Source organism: Corynebacterium glaucum (genome assembly GCF_002287505.1).
GTDB lineage: Bacteria > Actinomycetota > Actinomycetes > Mycobacteriales > Mycobacteriaceae > Corynebacterium > Corynebacterium glaucum.
Genome location: NZ_CP019688.1, coordinates 2,368,020 through 2,383,263, shown reverse-complemented (window position 1 = coordinate 2,383,263; position 15,244 = coordinate 2,368,020). Strand labels below are relative to the sequence as shown.

Here is a 15,244-nt window from a genome sequence, read left to right as displayed (position 1 = left end):
TTTCCGTTTGTCTTGCCACTTCAAGGAGGCGCTATGGAGGACTTTCTTTCAACGCTAAACGGCATTATCTGGTCCCAATGGCTCGTGTTCCTTTGCTTGGGCGCGGGCGTGTACTTCACCATCGTGACATTGTTCATGCAGGTGCGCTGCCTGCCAGACATGCTCCGCCAGCTCTCGAGAGGTGAATCTTCCGAGGCGGGTATTTCCTCCTTCCAGTCGCTGATGATGTCGCTGGCCAACCGCGTCGGCGTGGGCAACATCGCCGGTGTAGCCACCGCCATCGCGTTCGGTGGCCCGGGTGCGGTGTTCTGGATGTGGATCGTGGCGTTCCTCGGTGCTGCCACCTCATACATCGAGTGCACCTTGGCACAGATTTACAAGGAAAAGGACCGCGATACCGGTGAGTACCGCGGCGGCCCGGCGTACTACATCGAGAAGGCGTACTCGCACACTGCGGTGCGCCCGTTCGCTCTGGTGTACGCGATCTTCTTTGCCATCTGCATGATCATTGCGACCTCCTACTTCCTGCCTGGCATCCAGGCCAACGGTGTGGCAGCTGCGGTGCAGAACGCCTGGGGCATCGAGACCTGGATTTCCGCCGCGATCATGGCCGTGCTGCTCGGCGTGATCATCATTGGTGGTGTGAAGCGCATCGCGACCTTTGCATCCCTGGTTGTGCCGTTCATGGCTGGCATCTACATCCTGATCGCGCTTGTTGTCCTGTTCATGAACTTCTCGCAGATCCCGGAGGTCTTCGGCCTGATCTTCCGCTCCGCATTCGACCAGGAGGCGATCTTCTCCGGCATGCTTGGCGCGGCGATCATGTGGGGTGTTAAGCGCGGCATCTACTCCAACGAGTCTGGCCAGGGCACCGGCCCCCAGTCCGCAGCCGAGGTTTCCCACCCGGCGAAGCAGGGCTTCGCGCAGTCCTTCGCGGTGTACGTGGACACCTTGTTTGTCTGCTCGGCGACCGCGTTCATCATCATCTCTACCGACATGTACCGCGTGTTTGAAGGACAGTCCGAGGACGGAGCGGTGCTCTATGAGGGCTCGCTGCCTGGAGATACCCCGGTCGGTCCGGGCTTTGTGCAGGAGGGTCTGAACACGCTCGCGGGCGGTCTTGGCCCGAGCTTCGTGGCACTGGCAATCATGTTCTTCGCTTTCACCACCGTACTGGCGTACTACTACCTGGCAGAGGTGAACTTCACCTATCTCAACCGCTGGGTAAAGAACGAGACCGCTCGCCGCGCAATCATCTGGATCCTGCGTGTGCTCATCGTTGTCGCTGTATTTGTCGGTGCGACCTCCACTCCGGGCACTGCTTGGGCACTGGGTGACATCGGCGTGGGCGCGACCGCGTGGCTCAACATCGTGGCCATCCTATTCCTCCAGGTACCGGCAATGAAGTGCCTGTGGGACTACCGTCGCCAGAAGAAGGCGGGGCTGGAACCGCAGTTCGATCCGGAGGCACTGGGCATCAAGAACGCCGAGTTCTGGGAGGAGCGCAAGCGCGAAATGATCGAGGCTGGCACTTGGCCTGGTGTTGAGGGTTCCGTGGTCACCACCAACGGCACTGGCTCTGCGGGCGGAAGCACCGCAGTCACACCGTAACCGGACGCTCTACTGCATGATGAACAACCGCACCTGGGACCACACCGCCCCGGGTGCGGTTGTTTTGCCTTCAGGCCGTGTGGTGCTCGGCCGCGCATTGAGCAAACCGCGACCATTGCAGCGCGATCCCGAGCTGGGTATTTACCTTTCCTTCCGCCCTCCCCGGGATACTCCGTGGGACTCGCGTTGGATTCAGTGGGCTGACTTCTGGATCCCGAGTTCCCGCCCCGACGCTTATGCCTCGCTTACTGAGGCGTGGAAGCGCTCAGCTGCTGAACGGGTCGAAGTGGCTTGCCGCGGCGGCATCGGCCGCACGGGCACGGCGCTGGCGGTACTGGCCGTCCTCGACGGCATCGAGCCCCGCGCTGCTATTAAGTACATACGCGAAAACTACCACCCCAGGGCAGTAGAAACCCCCTGGCAGCGGCGCTGGGTGACGCGGCTTCCAGAGGGAGCAGGCGGCGCGAGCTGCTAGGTTCGATGCAGATACCAGCGCGCCGCGTTGTTCCAGAACACATCTTCTACCGCGTGCGCGCCGAGTGCATCGGTCACGGTTTGCGCGATCAGGTCCAGGTCCGAGATCTCAAACGGGCGCTTCGCGCGTGTCGACGGCACGTCGGTGCCCACCATCAACGCCCCCGGGTTCACACGCAGCACGGCGGCCATAGTCTTTGCCGGGTCGAGTTCCACCCGCCCAAAACCAGTCGCTTTCACCATTGCGCCGCGTTCAACGAGGCGCAGCATCGCGTCGAGGCCGTCCTGGTGCATACCGAGGTGACCGATGCTGATCCGAGGAAGGCGTGCAAGAACAGGTGCGAGCTCGTCCAGCTCTCGGGAGTCGACGTAGAGCTCGGTGTGCCAGCCCGCGAGGTCGTAGACGCGGTGAGCCAGCAACTCCAAGTCTTCGACACCGGCGGATCCGCCACGCTTGAAGTTGAAGCGCACCGCCCGCACACCCGCGGCGTCGAGTTCGAGCACTTGGGAATCAGGCACGTCGGCGGGCAGCTGGGTGACGCCGACGTAGCCGTCGCCAAGCATTGAAAGCCCCTCGGTGAGATAGCCCTGGTCGAATGCCTGGAACGAGCCGGAGACGATGGCTCCGCCGCGGACCTCGTAGCCGCGCTCAGCCAATATTTCGGTGGCGGCGCGGTAATCGGCGACCGGATAAGGCTCGGGCATGAACCCGTTGTTCTCGACCAGCGGATGGTCGGGGGAGATGATGTGGAAGTGGGCGTCGAAAAGCTGCATCGCTAAAAGATCAGGTACGCAATCGGCACGGTCAGGATCACGGAGAGCACCACGCGCTCGAACCAGATCACAACCATCTTCCCAATGCTCAGAGGGATGTCGGTGGCCAGCACCGCCGGGATCATCGAGGAAAAGAAGAACACCTGACTGATCGAAACCACTCCGACGGTGAAGCGCAGAATTTCGGATTCGTTGCCGGCAACCAAGGTGGCTGGCAAGAACAGCTCCGAAAGTCCGATGGCAAACGCTTCGGATGCAAGCCCGGGATCAGGGATCTGCATGATCCAGGCCAGTGGATAAAACGCGAGGCCCAGGATTCTGAATACCGGTGTGTAGAAGGCGAGCGCCAGACCGATGATGCCGACAGCCATGATGCCTGGGATCACCTGGATGGTCATCAACACGCCGTCTTTGAAGTTGCGCCAGATCGTTGTTGCCAACGATTCGGACTGGGCCAGGAAAGCCTTTGCTTCTTTCCATGCCGCGGCAAAGATGTTGCCCTCAGCGCGCTCCTCCGGCTGCGGAGTTACTCCCGGGTAGTAGTCATCCGGAATGGTGCTCAGCGGTGGGATACGGACGATAACGGCTGACACCAAGAAGCACACAATCAGGGTGACGCCGAAGTACACGCCCCAGATGTGCATCAGATCGAGGGTTCTGGCGACGACGACCATGAAGGTGGCAGAGGCCGTCGAAAAGCCTGCGGCGATGATTGCTGCCTCTTTGCCTGTGTATCCGCCGGACCGGTAGACACGGTTGGTGATCAAAAGTCCGAGCGAGTATGAGCCGAGGAACGATGCCACTGCATCAACGGCTGACTTGCCTGGGGTGTGATACACCGGCCGCATGAATCGCTGCACCAAGACTCCGATGAATTCCATGAGGCCGAAGCCCACGAGGAGCCCGAGGAAGACTGCGCCTACCGGGATTAGCAGGCCCACCGGGATGACCAACTTGTTCAGAATGAACGGCCCCAGGCGGTCTTCGAAAAGGAAGGCTGGACCAAAACCAAACACCAGCATTGCGCAGAGCAGCACGGCGAGCGCGCTGAGAAACGCGAACACTCCGCGGGCAAAGTCCTCTTTCCACCTGCCCGAGATGAACTGGTAGACAGCGCCCGCCGCAATCATGAACAGCGAAATGTATGGAAGAGCTGTTTCGAGAGAGGATTGCAGCAGGCCAACAATATGATCCAGCAAAATGGTGTTCTTCTCGCCGATGGTGAACGGCACGAAAAATGCGAAGATGCCAATGCCGCTGTAGACAAAGAACCGCCATTTATGGCTCGGCTCACCGGGATCCGTTGTCGGGTGCGGTTGGGGCGGAGAGGGGACAGCTGCCAGATTCTCAAAGTCGATGCGCCGTGAAATTCCCCTCACGCGGCTGTCGGTGTTTTCACTCATCACGGTCCTCCAATCGAGTGCGGGGATCCTCGCTAAGCCAGGAATCAATTTCGTCATTGTTCGCCCCCAGACTTGGGGCCGGATGAGGCAGCCCCATCCCCTCGAGCTTGAGGGGGGAGGCCAGGGTGCGGAATCCGTCAGGCTCCTCTACAACCACGCCACGCTCTGTTGCCAACGGGCTTGCCAGGGCGTCGTCGAGCTCATATACCCTCGCGGTGGGAACTCCGTGTTCACCGAAAAGCGCGATGGTCTCGTCCATTGTTTTTGTACTGAGGGCTTCTTCGATCAGTTCGCGCAGCGCAACCCGGTTCTCAGAGCGGTCTAGAGGTTCGGCGAAGCGGTAATCGGTAGCGAGCTCGGGCATTCCCAGAGCGGCTGCGAGCCGCTCGAACAGCCGATTGGTCGTAATCGCGATGACTACGTCTCCGTCCTTGGTCGCGTAAGTGGAAAATGGCGCGGAAAGGCCGTGGTCGTTGCCGATGCGGGTGGGCGGCGTGTCGTCGTACAGCGCGCGCATGCCGACAGACTCCATGACGGAAATGAGCGAGTCGTACATAGCCAAGTCGATGTGCTGGCCTTTACCGGTGTTGTTGCGTTGGTACAAGGCGGAGACGGTGCCGAGTGCCGCGTAGAGCCCGGGGATGAGGTCACCGAGGGAAATACCTACCCTGGTTGGCTTGCCGCTGGGCCAACCCGTGATGGACATAAGCCCGCTCATGGCCTGGGCGACAAGATCGTAGGCGGGCTCCTTGGCCATCGTTCCGGTCTGTCCAAAACCCGAGATGCTGGTGACAACAAGGTTGGGGTTGAGCTCGAGGAGCGTCGCAGGGCCGAGCCCAAGTTTTTCAAGGACACCTGGGCGGAAGTTTTCCACAACCACGTCTGCGCGTCGGACCAGTTCTCGCAGTACCTCCTTGTCTTCGTCCTTCTTAAAGTCAAGCGTGATGCCCTTCTTCGAACGGTTGAACAGGCGGTAATAGGCTGAAGTGCCATCGACAAAGGGTCCGAATTGGCGTGAGTCGTCGCCCCAGGGTGACTCCACCTTGATCACTTCCGCGCCGAGGTCGGCCAGGAGCATTCCGCAGAAGGGGCCAGCCAGCACGCGGGACAAGTCAAGGACTCGGATGCCAGCCAATGGTGCTGAGTGTGCCGTTGAATGTGTCATGGATGGCAGCTCCTCACACGAACGCGGACTCGCCGGTGAGCGCGCGCCCAACGATGAGCTGGTTGATGTCGAAGGTGCCTTCGTAGGAGTAGATGGCTTCAGCGTCGTTGAAGATCTTGGCCATGCGGTAGTCCGAGATCAGGCCGTTGCCGCCCATGACTTCCCGACCCAGTGCAACGGTCTCGCGCATGAGCTTCGAGGTGAATGCCTTCGCTAGCGCAGACTGCTCGTTGTTTGCGGTGCCGCGGTCTTCCATGCGTGCTAGCTGCGCCATCATGGATTCGGAGGCCACCAGGTTGCCCTGCATCGTGGCAAGTTTGTTCTGATTCAGCTGGAAGGAAGAGATTTTCTTGCCGAATTGCAGGCGCTCGTCGGCGTAGTTCAGCGCAACATCGAGCGCGCCCATTTGTGTGCCGACGGCTTGCCAACCCACCGTGGAACGTGCGGATTTGAACACCTTGTTGATGTCTTTGAAGGAGTTCGCGTTGGCCAGCTTGTTCTCGTCGGGCACGAACACGTTGTCCAAGGTGATGTCGGCGTTTTGCACCGCACGAATCGCAATGCGGTTTTCCATCAGAGTTGCGGTGTAGCCCTCGGAATCAGTTTCTACGATGAAGCCCTTGACCTGCTCGTCTTCGGGGTCTCGCGCGTACACGGCCACGTAATCAGAAAACGTCGCGTTGCCAATCCAGCGTTTCGCGCCGTTGAGTACCCAACCACCGTCGACCTTCTGCGCCGTGGTTCGCATGCCTTGGGCCACGTCGGAGCCCGCCTCCGGCTCGGTAATGGCGAGCACACCGGTCTTGCGCACCGCGTACAGGTCACTGAGCCAACGCTCCTTTTGCTCGTCGGAGCCGAGCAACTCAATCGAGCCGGTGAACAGCCCGTCTTGGCCAGAGAAGAAGGTTCCCACGGAACCATCTGCGCGGTGGATTTCTGCTGCTACCAACCCAGCCAGCAAGCGAGAGCGTCCCTGTCCCCGGACCAGGCTGATGATGTTCAGCTCCGCAATCTCCGGCAGGAGTTGGTGGGGAAATTCCGCCCGGTTCCAGTGATCCACTGCGATCGGCAGCACGGAGCGCTGCGTCCAATCGCGGACCTTGTAGAGAATGTCTTTCTCTTCGGTCGAAAGCTCCCCTTCGAAATCGTAGAAATCGCCATTCGGGTAACGGCCAGCCATGTGCATCCTCCCATCACGAAACGTCCTATTCGAGTTTGGAAGTAGCTTAAGTCACACTGAGAGACAATCAAGATGCAAATTACACTTGAAGTCTCGGATTCGAGACACTCACAGCACCACGTTGCCCACCTGGTTGCCCACCTGGTTGCCCACATCGGTGTCCATGAACCCGCCGAACCGGATGGTCACCGTTTCTCGGCCGCCGCGCATCGCCAGCGGGATGCGCGCGAGGTTCCAGATGTGGTCGCGCTAGTCCACCACGAACATCGACGGCACCGACGGATGGTCGGGGGAGATGATGCGGAAGTGGGCGTCGAAAAGCTGCATGCTTGTGAAAATAATCCCATGTCAAACGGGTACTTCGACCGCCGCCATTGGTTGTAATATTCAATCATGTCAGAGATCAATAAACTACTCGCGGATGAGTCGATCGATCTTGCGGGATCGGCATCCACATGGTCGGATGCGGTGCGGCGTGCAGGAGAGTTGCTCGAAGCCACCGGAAAGGTAGGTTCCGCCTACACCGAGTCGATGATCCGCAGTGTGGAAGAAAACGGGCCATACATTGTCGTGGCCCCTGGTTTTGCTTTTGCGCACGCCCGCCCCTCGGAGGCAGTGCATGAAACCACCATGTCGTGGCTCCGACTGGATCGGCCGGTTGAATTTGGGCACTCGAAGAATGACCCGGTCGACCTCGTTGTTGCACTTGCCGCGGTGGACTCAAAGTCGCACCAGAGGGCAATGGGGGAAATCGCCAATTTGCTAGCGAGGCGCCGCAGCGAGCTGAATGCTGCGCGCACACCCGATGAACTCAGAGAGGTGCTCACCGGAGGTGGCGCGCCGCACACGCGTTCCACCCAGTCTGGATCGGGTGCGTCTGGCACGACGAAGAACAAGATCCTCACCGTTTGCGGCAACGGCCTTGGGACCTCCCTGTTTCTCAAGAACACGCTGGAGAGCGTGCTTAGCCAATGGGGCTGGGCCCCGTACATCACCGTCGAAGCTACGGACACCATCTCGGCGAAAGGTAAGGCCAAAGAGGCAGACCTAATTCTCACCTCCGGTGAGATCGCGCGCACTCTTGGTGACCTCGGAGTGCCGGTGCATGTGATCCAAGACTTCACCTCAAACGCTGAAGTTGACTCCGCGCTCCGCGAGCTCTACGACATTGAAGGGATGCAGTCATGAATCCGCTGATTGGATTTGCGCAGTTCATTGTGAACGAGATTTTGGCGGTGCCAGCCTTCCTGATTGGCATCATCACTGCGGTCGGTCTCGCTGCGCTACGGAAGTCCGCCGGTCAAGTCATCGGCGGGGCGATTAAAGCAACCCTCGGCTTCCTGCTGATCGGTGCGGGAGCAACCCTCGTTGTCGCATCTCTCGAGCCGCTCGGCGTGATGATTCAGGGGGCGACCGGTGCACAGGGTGTGATCCCCACCAATGAAGCGATCGCCGGTATCGCTCAACAACAGTATGGTGCACAGGTCGCTTGGCTGATGATTCTCGGCTTCGCTATCTCGCTCGTTCTCGCTCGAATCACCCCGTTGCGGTACGTGTTCCTCACCGGTCACCACGTCCTGTTTATGGCCACCATGATCACGATCATCCTGGCCACAGCCGGATACAACTCGTGGGTTGTCGTGCTCTTAGGTGCAGCGCTGCTGGGCGTGCTGATGGTGTCCCTGCCAGCGATCGCGCACCCTTGGACACGGCGAGTGACAGGTGATGACAGTATCGCCATCGGCCACTTCGGCACCGCCGGTTATGTTGCGGCCGGCGCAACCGGCAAATTGGTGGGCGGTAAAGGCGAGAAGATGTCACGCTCCACGGAGGACTTGAAACTTCCAGAAGGCCTGCGGTTCCTCCGTGACTCTATGGTGGCTACTGCGCTGTCGATGGTGCTCATGTACGTCATCATCGCTGCGTTGCTCCACGCGCGTGTGGGCAGTGCGGAGGCTTTTGAGGCCTTCCCCGATGGTGCGGCAAATGTGGGCAATTACTACATGCAGGCAGTAACGCAGGGTCTGTCTTTCGGTGTGGCTGTCGCCGTGATCCTCTTCGGTGTGCGAACCATCTTGGGCGAGCTCATTCCCGCCTTCCAGGGCATCGCCGCGAAGGTGGTTCCCGGTGCGATTCCTGCGCTGGATGCGCCGATCGTCTTCCCTTACGCGCAGAATGCGGTGCTCATCGGCTTCATTTCATCGTTCGTCGGTGGCCTGCTGGGTCTTGCCGTGCTGGCTGCGTGGCTGAACCCCGCGTTCGGCATCGCACTCATCCTGCCCGGCCTCGTTCCCCACTTTTTCACCGGTGGCGCCGCTGGCGTCTACGGCAACGCAACGGGTGGAAGGCGCGGCGCGGTCTTTGGCGCGTTTGTGAACGGCCTGCTCATCACCTTCCTGCCCGCGTTCTTGCTCCAAGTACTCGGCGCATTCGGCTCGGAGAACACGACCTTCGGCGACGCGGACTTTGGCTGGTTCGGAATTCTGCTTGGCCTAGCCACGCGCGCGCCGGGCGTAATCGGCATCATCGTGGTGGCCGTCCTTGGTCTTGCTGTGTTCGGCATCGGTCTGTTCTCTCAGAAGCGCCTTGTTGAGGGCAACTGGGACCCGACACCGCACCGGACCCCGGTGAGTTCAACTGCAGAAGCAATCGGTGTGACTGGCGCAGAAGCCACCGCCAGCAACGTGACTACCCGCAAGTACCCGAAGATTGCGCCGCCAGTCGGTGCGCCGGTACCTCCCGCGCGGATCGATTCTTAGCGCAGTGAGTTGAACAGCTCGGCGGCCGCGGCCTCGTCCCAGAGCACCACGTTGCCCACTTCGGTGTCCATGAACCCGCCGAGCGGAATGGTCTCCGTCTCCAGGCCGCCGCGCATGGCCAGCGGGATGCGCGCGAGGTTCCAGATGTGGTCGCCCTGGTTCACCACGAACATCGACGGCACCGTCCACGCAAGCGGGATCAGGCGGAACGGGTTGAGCAGCACGCCCGGCGACATGACCTTGCTCATCAGCGCGCCGAGGAACTCGCGCTGGCGGGCCACGCGATCGAGATCGCCCTGCGCCGTCGCACGCGTACGCACGTAGCCCAGGCCGGTTGCGCCATCCATGTTCTGACAGCCGGGCTGGAGGTTGATGTTGGCCAGCGGGTCGTCAATCGGCTCGGCCACGCAGATTTCCACGCCGCCGACTGCGTCCACCACGTTCGCCAGGCCGCCCATGCCAATCTCCGCGTAGCGGTGCACCCGCAACCCCGTCGCTTGCTCCACCGTGTTCACCAGCAGCGGCGCGCCACCATACGCAAACGCGGCATTGAGCTTGTCGTAGCCGTACCCCGGGATCTCCACGTAGCTGTCACGCGGCAGCGACACCAACGTCGCCTTCCCCGAGCGCGGAATGTGCAGCAGCATTACGGTGTCCGTGCGCGTCGAGCCGATGTCGCCGCCCGTTCCCAGCCGCTCCACATCGTTCTCAGTCAGGCCGGTCCGAGAATCCGAACCCACCAGCAGCCAGTTCGTCCCCGAAGTATTCGCCACCCGGTCCGCCGGCATCGCCTGGATGCGGGACATGCGGGCATCCAGCAACAAGCCCCCCACCAAGGTCAGGACCAGGAGGGTGGCAAGGATCGCAAAGCACCCAGGAGCTTTTGCTTTTCGACGCCTCCTTGAACGCCTCGACACCTGCGAGCGCCCACCACTTTCGACGTGCATCGGCACGTCCACGGCAGGCTCGTCGTGATAGGCGTCGTACACGTGCGGGGAGTGCTGCACTTGGCGCTGTTGGGCGCGCACCCGTTGCTGCACAGGCCGCTGCTGCGTGGCCGGGCTCGGCATCTGCTGCCGCGGGCGCGGCCGCGCTTCCTGCTGCGGCACGACCCGCGTCTGTTCTCGGGCCGCTTGCCGTTGCTGCTCCTGGCGCTGCTGGTGCGGCGTGCGCCGCGGTTCATACTCGCCGCGGGGGCGCTCAGGCTGTTTGGCGCTTGCTTCGCGACGACGCACCGGACGCCCGTACCGGTCCACGATTGGACGACCGTCTTTCCCCAGCACGTAGTCGCCAAGGTTGTCCCGGGGGTCGTTGGAGTGGGGTGAATGTCCGGTCGTTGACATGGGGACAGTGTAGACCCCTAAATTCCAAGCCAGGACAAATCAAGTAGCGGGTAGGCGACAAACGCAACGGCGTCGATAAGAAAGTGCGCGAGCACCAGCGGCCAGACCCGCCCCGTCTTGTGGAAGTACCACGCGAACACCACGCCCATGACCAGGTTGCCAAACCCTGCGGAGAAGCCCTGGTACAGGTGGTAGGAGCCGCGCAGCGCCGCCGAAGCCGCGATCGCCTGCCACGGCTTCCACCCCAATTGGCCGAGGCGCGTGAGCAGGTACATCACCACCACGACTTCCTCGCCGAAGCCGTTCGCAAACGCCCACAGCAGCGACGTCGGAATCTGCACCGCATCCGTAGCCGGCACTACGACCTTGCTCAACCCCAGGTGCACCGCCGAAACATACAGCGCCAGCCCGGGCAACCCTATCAACGCGGCGAACCCGGCACCGCGTCCCAGATCGCGCCACGTTGGCCAGCGCCAACGCTCTCCCAGCAGATACCAGGCCAGGCCGCCCCAACCCACCAACACAAAGGCGGATGTGAGTTGGAGCGCGAGGTCGAGCCAGGAGACGCTGGACTGGGCGTCGACAAGCACTGTCTTTTGCTCATTGAGCGGCGCGGTGAGCAACGAGTCCACCAAGCGCAACGCCGCGCGCAGGCCTGAGGTGCCGAAAGTGATCACAAGGACCAGCACGACTTCGAGTCCCAAGCGCCTGCGCATGCGGTAACTTTAGCGCCGTGACACGCATCGCGTACCTCGGACCTGCCGGCACGTTCACCGAAGCCGCCGCGCGCCGCTTCGACCTGCCCGACCCGGACTTCGTGCCGGTGGATTCGCCAGCGGCCGCGCTCGATGCGGTGCGCGCCGGGGAGGCGGAATTCGCGGTGGTGGCGATCGAGAACTCAGTCGACGGCGCTGTGACCTCGACCTCCGACGCGCTCGTCGAGGCCGGCGTGCAGATTCTCGCGGAGACGGAGCTGGACATCGCCTTTGCGATCATGAGCCGGAGGGGCTTTTCGCTTGACGACGCCTCGTCGCTGACGACCCACCCAGTGGCCTACCAGCAGGTCAAGGGCTGGATTTCGGAGCATTTGCCGGGGGTGGAGTTCGTCTCGGCGTCCTCGAACGCGGCCGCCGCGCGGATGGTGGCGGACGGTGAGGCCGATGTCGCAGCCGCCCCGGAGCGCGCCGCGGAGCTCTTCGACCTTGAGATCCACGCGCGCGGAGTAGCGGATATGGATTCCGCGCGCACCCGTTTCGTGCTGGTCGGGCCGGTTCGTGTGCCCCCGGCGCGCACCGGCAACGACCGCACCTCGATCGTGTTCCAGACCCCGAACGAGCCCGGCACGCTTGTGGCAATCCTGCAGGAGTTCGCGTACCGCGGGGTGGACATGTCCCGCATTGAGTCGCGCCCGACGCGCCAGGAGCCGAACACGTACAACTTCTTCGTTGACCTGGTCGGCCACGTCGACGACGCGCCCGTCGCCGAAGCGATGCGCGGCGTGTATCTGCGCGCGAGCTGGGTTAGATTCCTCGGCTCCTGGCCGAAGGCGTCCGGGGCGCTGGCGCCGGTGGATCAGACCCGCATCGCCGACGCTGAGGCTTGGGTGCGCGCCGCCCGCGAGGGCCAGACGCAGACGGAAGGGGAACGCTGATGCTGATCTTGATGCGCCACGGGCAGACCACCTCGAACGTCGACCGCATGCTGGACACGCAGCTGCCGGGCGCGGCGCTCACCGAACTCGGGGAGGAGCAGGCGCGTGCGGCGGGCCGCGAGATTCTCGCGAACTACACCGTTGACCGGGTGATTTCCTCCGAAGCGCTGCGCGCGCGTCAGACCGCGGCACTGGCATTCGGCGAGCACTTCGACGTGATTCCCGCGGTGCCCGGGATCAAAGAAGTCGATGCCGGCCGCTGGGAGATGCATAACTCCCACGAAGCGCACGAGGCGTACCTGCAGTGCTTCCGCGGATTCTACCGCCGCGAGCCGGAGGCCTCCATCGAAGACGGCGAGACGTTCGCGTACTTCATGGAGCGCTATACGGGCGCGGTCATGCCCTACGTTGAACAAGGCGGAACCACTGTCGTGGTCTCGCACGGTGGCGCGATCCGCGCATTTGCGGCGAACGCCACCCACGGCAGGGGAATCACCCCTGAGTATGCCGAGCGTTCCTACCTGCCCAACTGCTCCTACGTGGTCCTCGACACCGAGGGCGAGTTCGGCCACTGGCACGTGCGCAAGTGGGCTGACCACGCACTTCCTTAGCTCTCTCCCTAGTGCCGCCCATGGTGGCACTACCACCTGGGGTGGCATCACCCCCAGCCGAGTTCGTGCAGCTCGTGCTCCTCGAGCCCGAAGTAGTGGCCCACCTCGTGCAGTACGGTCACGCGCACCTCGCGGCGCAGCTCCTCTTCATTCGAGCACATCGCCTCAAGCGCGTCTTTGTAGACAAACACCGCATCGGGCAAAAATCCCGTGTGGTTCGCCTGCTTCTCCGGCAGCGGCACGCCCTCGAACAGCCCAAGCAGCGTCGGGTTGTCGTAGTTGAAGTCGCGCGCGAGCACGACCATGTTTGTCATGTGGCGCGCGAACTCCTCGGGGATGGTGTCCAGGGCGTCGTTGATCATTTCCTCGAACTCCGCCTGGGTCACTGGCATCATCGCCATGCGCACATTCTCCCGTTACTGCGCTGCGGCGGGCGGTTGCTCGGAAGCTTCGCGCAGGGGTCGGCGATCGGGTTGCTCGGGCGGGGCGGCGCCGTCGATAAGCAAATGCTCCCGACCGTCGACTGCTGAGCCAACGAGCTCCGCGAACTGCCCACCTTCACGCGGGGCGACCAACGCGCAGTTCACCGAGCGCGAGCCGCCTTCCCACGCCTCTGTGCGCTGCGTGGTCCAGAACGGGTCGAGCCCGATTTGGTACAGGTTCTCTTCGCCGCCGAGGTAGTCCTGCGCGGCCGCGGTGCACACATCACCGAGGTGCGCGTCCTGCTCGTCCACATTCGGCGTGTGGTCGGCGAAAACCGGCTTTAGGTCAACCGTCGCTGTGATTTCCAGCTGGTGCGGCTCGGCGCACTCGACTGGTGTGAGCGTGTTCGCGGCGTCGATGGTCAGGCACTCGCCGGTCTCAAACACGCGCGCCTGATCCTGATCCGCGACGTATCCCGAGGTGAAGACGAGTTCGCCGTTGCGGTCGGTCTCCTGCAAACCGCACAGCATCGTGCGGTCGCCCTTCTCCCACGCGGATGCCGGCGGCAGAATCGGCGCGATGGAGTAGCGCCCGTTCGGGTCGTACTTGCCGTCGAGGTAGCGCACGGTCGCCGCGCCGCACAGCTCTTCGCGCAGCTGCGCCTGCCGCGTCTGGCTCGGCATCGCCGCGTCCGGGCCGAACTCGGAAGTCGGGTAGGTGCCCAGGTCCTCGCGCAGGGCCACCTCGAAGCGGTGCGGGCCCTCGCAGTCGGCCTGCTCGAAGTTGCTGATCGAGCCATCGTCCTTCACCTCCCAGGTCAGGCAAGAGCCCTGGTCGGCAGTGGTAAAGGTCGTCGGAGTTTCGCTTATCGACGTCTCCTTGGTAGCCGTCGTCGACGATTCCGCCTGCGGTTGCTCCCGGGTGCCATTTTCCGCGACCATCGAGTACGACCCGATGCCCACAGCGCCGGCGAGGGCCGCGATGGTGAACGCGCGTCCCGCCAAGGTGCGTGAAACTGGTGAAGCCATAGCTTTTAAGCGTAGTCTACGTGGCTGACTGATCCCTTAATCGAGCGCTCGGACGACGCGGGTGCGAAGGCGGTAGCGGTCGGTGCGGTAGACGGAGGTGCAGTACTCGATCGGCGTGGCCCCGCCCGAGGTCTCGCTCACTGCGCGGCGGATAACGTGCAACAGGGGAGTAGTCGCGGTGGTGTCCAAGAGGCTGGCGTTGGTATTGCCGGCTGGGACGGCGGAGACGATCTGTTCGGCTTCGGTGACCACAATCTCGTATATTTCCTCCAGCACGTTGTAGACGGACTGGTCGACGTCGTGGTCGAGCAGGTCGGGTACGTGGTCGGCGTTGTACCAGGCGTCGTCGATGGCGTAGGGCTCGTTGTCGCCGAGGCGCAAGCGGCGCAGGCGCACGTGTGGCGTTTCTGCGTCCGTGCCGAAGAATTCGGCCACTTCCTCTGGCGGCACGGCAATGTCTGACGTGAGGATCCTCGACGACGCGGCAACGTTCAGGTGCCGCATCTCATCCGACAGGCTGGCCAGGTGGGTGCGGCTAACCAGCTGGCTGGGTGCGACGAAGGTGCCCTTGCCCCGGACACGCTTGAGCTTGCCTGCGGCGACGAGATCCCCAATCGCGCGGCGCACCGTAATCCGCGAAACCCCGAACTCGTCCTCCAGCGCGCGCTCGCCCGGCAGGGGGTCGCCGGGTTTGAGCTCATCTCCGATGCGGCGCTCGAGGATTTGGCGCAGCTGCGCGTGCTTCGGGGTGGGCCCGTCGGTGATCATGCGCTCCATTTTATGGAGCTGGTTATTACCAGTAAAGGTGAACGTGAACACGGT

At 62.5% G+C, this 15,244-nt stretch carries 15 protein-coding genes; 6 read left to right on the top strand and 9 right to left on the bottom strand.

What is annotated here, in order from left to right; translation table 11 throughout:
- Window positions 1-33 precede the first annotated feature (33 nt).
- Together CGLAU_RS11535 and CGLAU_RS11530 are read left to right on the top strand one after the other, a co-directional pair.
- Window positions 34-1,611: an alanine/glycine:cation symporter family protein gene (locus tag CGLAU_RS11535; RefSeq protein WP_095660832.1), complete on the top strand. Its 1,578-nt coding sequence runs from the start codon at window positions 34-36 to the stop codon at window positions 1,609-1,611.
- 19 nt (window positions 1,612-1,630) lie between these two features.
- Window positions 1,631-2,086: a protein-tyrosine phosphatase family protein gene (locus tag CGLAU_RS11530; RefSeq protein WP_415877161.1), complete on the top strand. Its 456-nt coding sequence runs from the start codon at window positions 1,631-1,633 to the stop codon at window positions 2,084-2,086.
- On the opposite strand, the gene CGLAU_RS11525 is transcribed toward CGLAU_RS11530, so the two are convergent.
- The 4 genes from CGLAU_RS11525 to CGLAU_RS11510 are packed head-to-tail and all read right to left on the bottom strand — an operon-like array spanning window position 2,083 to window position 6,607.
- Window positions 2,083-2,859 carry an amidohydrolase family protein gene (locus tag CGLAU_RS11525; protein WP_095660830.1) on the bottom strand — a complete coding sequence of 259 codons (777 nt, stop codon included), beginning with the start codon at window positions 2,857-2,859 and terminating at the stop codon, window positions 2,083-2,085. The genes CGLAU_RS11530 and CGLAU_RS11525 overlap by 4 nt on opposite strands.
- A 2-nt stretch (window positions 2,860-2,861) precedes the next feature.
- The gene (locus CGLAU_RS11520) at window positions 2,862-4,262 is read right to left on the bottom strand and encodes a YjiH family protein (protein WP_095660829.1); all 1,401 of its coding nucleotides are present in this window, start codon (window positions 4,260-4,262) and stop codon (window positions 2,862-2,864) included.
- Window positions 4,255-5,427, bottom strand: a complete 1,173-nt coding sequence (locus CGLAU_RS11515; RefSeq protein WP_095660828.1) for a CaiB/BaiF CoA transferase family protein — start codon at window positions 5,425-5,427, stop codon at window positions 4,255-4,257. Before CGLAU_RS11515 ends, CGLAU_RS11520 begins: the two co-directional genes overlap by 8 nt.
- Before the next feature lie 13 nt (window positions 5,428-5,440).
- Entirely contained in the window at window positions 5,441-6,607 is a 1,167-nt protein-coding gene (locus CGLAU_RS11510; protein WP_095660827.1) for an acyl-CoA dehydrogenase family protein, read from the bottom strand.
- Window positions 6,608-7,000: 393 nt separating this feature from the next.
- Here CGLAU_RS11510 and CGLAU_RS11505 point away from each other — a divergent pair, with 393 nt between their 5' ends.
- Both CGLAU_RS11505 and CGLAU_RS11500 read left to right on the top strand, forming a co-directional pair.
- The gene (locus CGLAU_RS11505; protein ID WP_095660826.1) at window positions 7,001-7,795 is read left to right on the top strand and encodes a PTS sugar transporter subunit IIA; all 795 of its coding nucleotides are present in this window, start codon (window positions 7,001-7,003) and stop codon (window positions 7,793-7,795) included.
- Window positions 7,792-9,366, top strand: a complete 1,575-nt coding sequence (locus CGLAU_RS11500; protein WP_095660825.1) for a PTS ascorbate transporter subunit IIC — start codon at window positions 7,792-7,794, stop codon at window positions 9,364-9,366. Before CGLAU_RS11505 ends, CGLAU_RS11500 begins: the two co-directional genes overlap by 4 nt.
- Here CGLAU_RS11500 and CGLAU_RS11495 read toward each other — a convergent pair.
- Window positions 9,363-10,709 (bottom strand): LCP family protein, encoded by a 1,347-nt coding sequence (locus CGLAU_RS11495; RefSeq protein WP_095660824.1) that lies wholly within the window; start codon window positions 10,707-10,709, stop codon window positions 9,363-9,365. The two genes, CGLAU_RS11500 and CGLAU_RS11495, sit on opposite strands and share 4 nt — an antisense overlap.
- A 17-nt stretch (window positions 10,710-10,726) precedes the next feature.
- A complete protein-coding gene (locus tag CGLAU_RS11490; protein WP_095660823.1) occupies window positions 10,727-11,425 on the bottom strand; it encodes a CPBP family intramembrane glutamic endopeptidase in 699 nt (232 codons plus the stop codon).
- A gap of 17 nt (window positions 11,426-11,442) precedes the next feature.
- Between CGLAU_RS11490 and pheA the strand changes: the two genes are divergently transcribed.
- Together pheA and CGLAU_RS11480 are read left to right on the top strand one after the other, a co-directional pair.
- Window positions 11,443-12,360, top strand: a complete 918-nt coding sequence (gene pheA / locus CGLAU_RS11485) for a prephenate dehydratase (RefSeq protein WP_095660822.1) — start codon at window positions 11,443-11,445, stop codon at window positions 12,358-12,360.
- Window positions 12,360-12,971: a histidine phosphatase family protein gene (locus tag CGLAU_RS11480; RefSeq protein ID WP_095660821.1), complete on the top strand. Its 612-nt coding sequence runs from the start codon at window positions 12,360-12,362 to the stop codon at window positions 12,969-12,971. Before pheA ends, CGLAU_RS11480 begins: the two co-directional genes overlap by 1 nt.
- Window positions 12,972-13,018: 47 nt before the next feature.
- Here CGLAU_RS11480 and CGLAU_RS11475 read toward each other — a convergent pair whose 3' ends face one another.
- Genes CGLAU_RS11475 through CGLAU_RS11465 form a run of 3 tightly spaced genes read right to left on the bottom strand, consistent with a single transcriptional unit; the run spans window position 13,019 to window position 15,199 of the window.
- Window positions 13,019-13,366: a metallopeptidase family protein gene (locus CGLAU_RS11475; protein ID WP_095661198.1), complete on the bottom strand. Its 348-nt coding sequence runs from the start codon at window positions 13,364-13,366 to the stop codon at window positions 13,019-13,021.
- A gap of 21 nt (window positions 13,367-13,387) precedes the next feature.
- Window positions 13,388-14,422 (bottom strand): septum formation family protein, encoded by a 1,035-nt coding sequence (locus CGLAU_RS11470; protein WP_095660820.1) that lies wholly within the window; start codon window positions 14,420-14,422, stop codon window positions 13,388-13,390.
- 36 nt (window positions 14,423-14,458) lie between these two features.
- Window positions 14,459-15,199 (bottom strand): GntR family transcriptional regulator, encoded by a 741-nt coding sequence (locus CGLAU_RS11465; protein ID WP_095660819.1) that lies wholly within the window; start codon window positions 15,197-15,199, stop codon window positions 14,459-14,461.
- Window positions 15,200-15,244 lie beyond the last annotated feature (45 nt).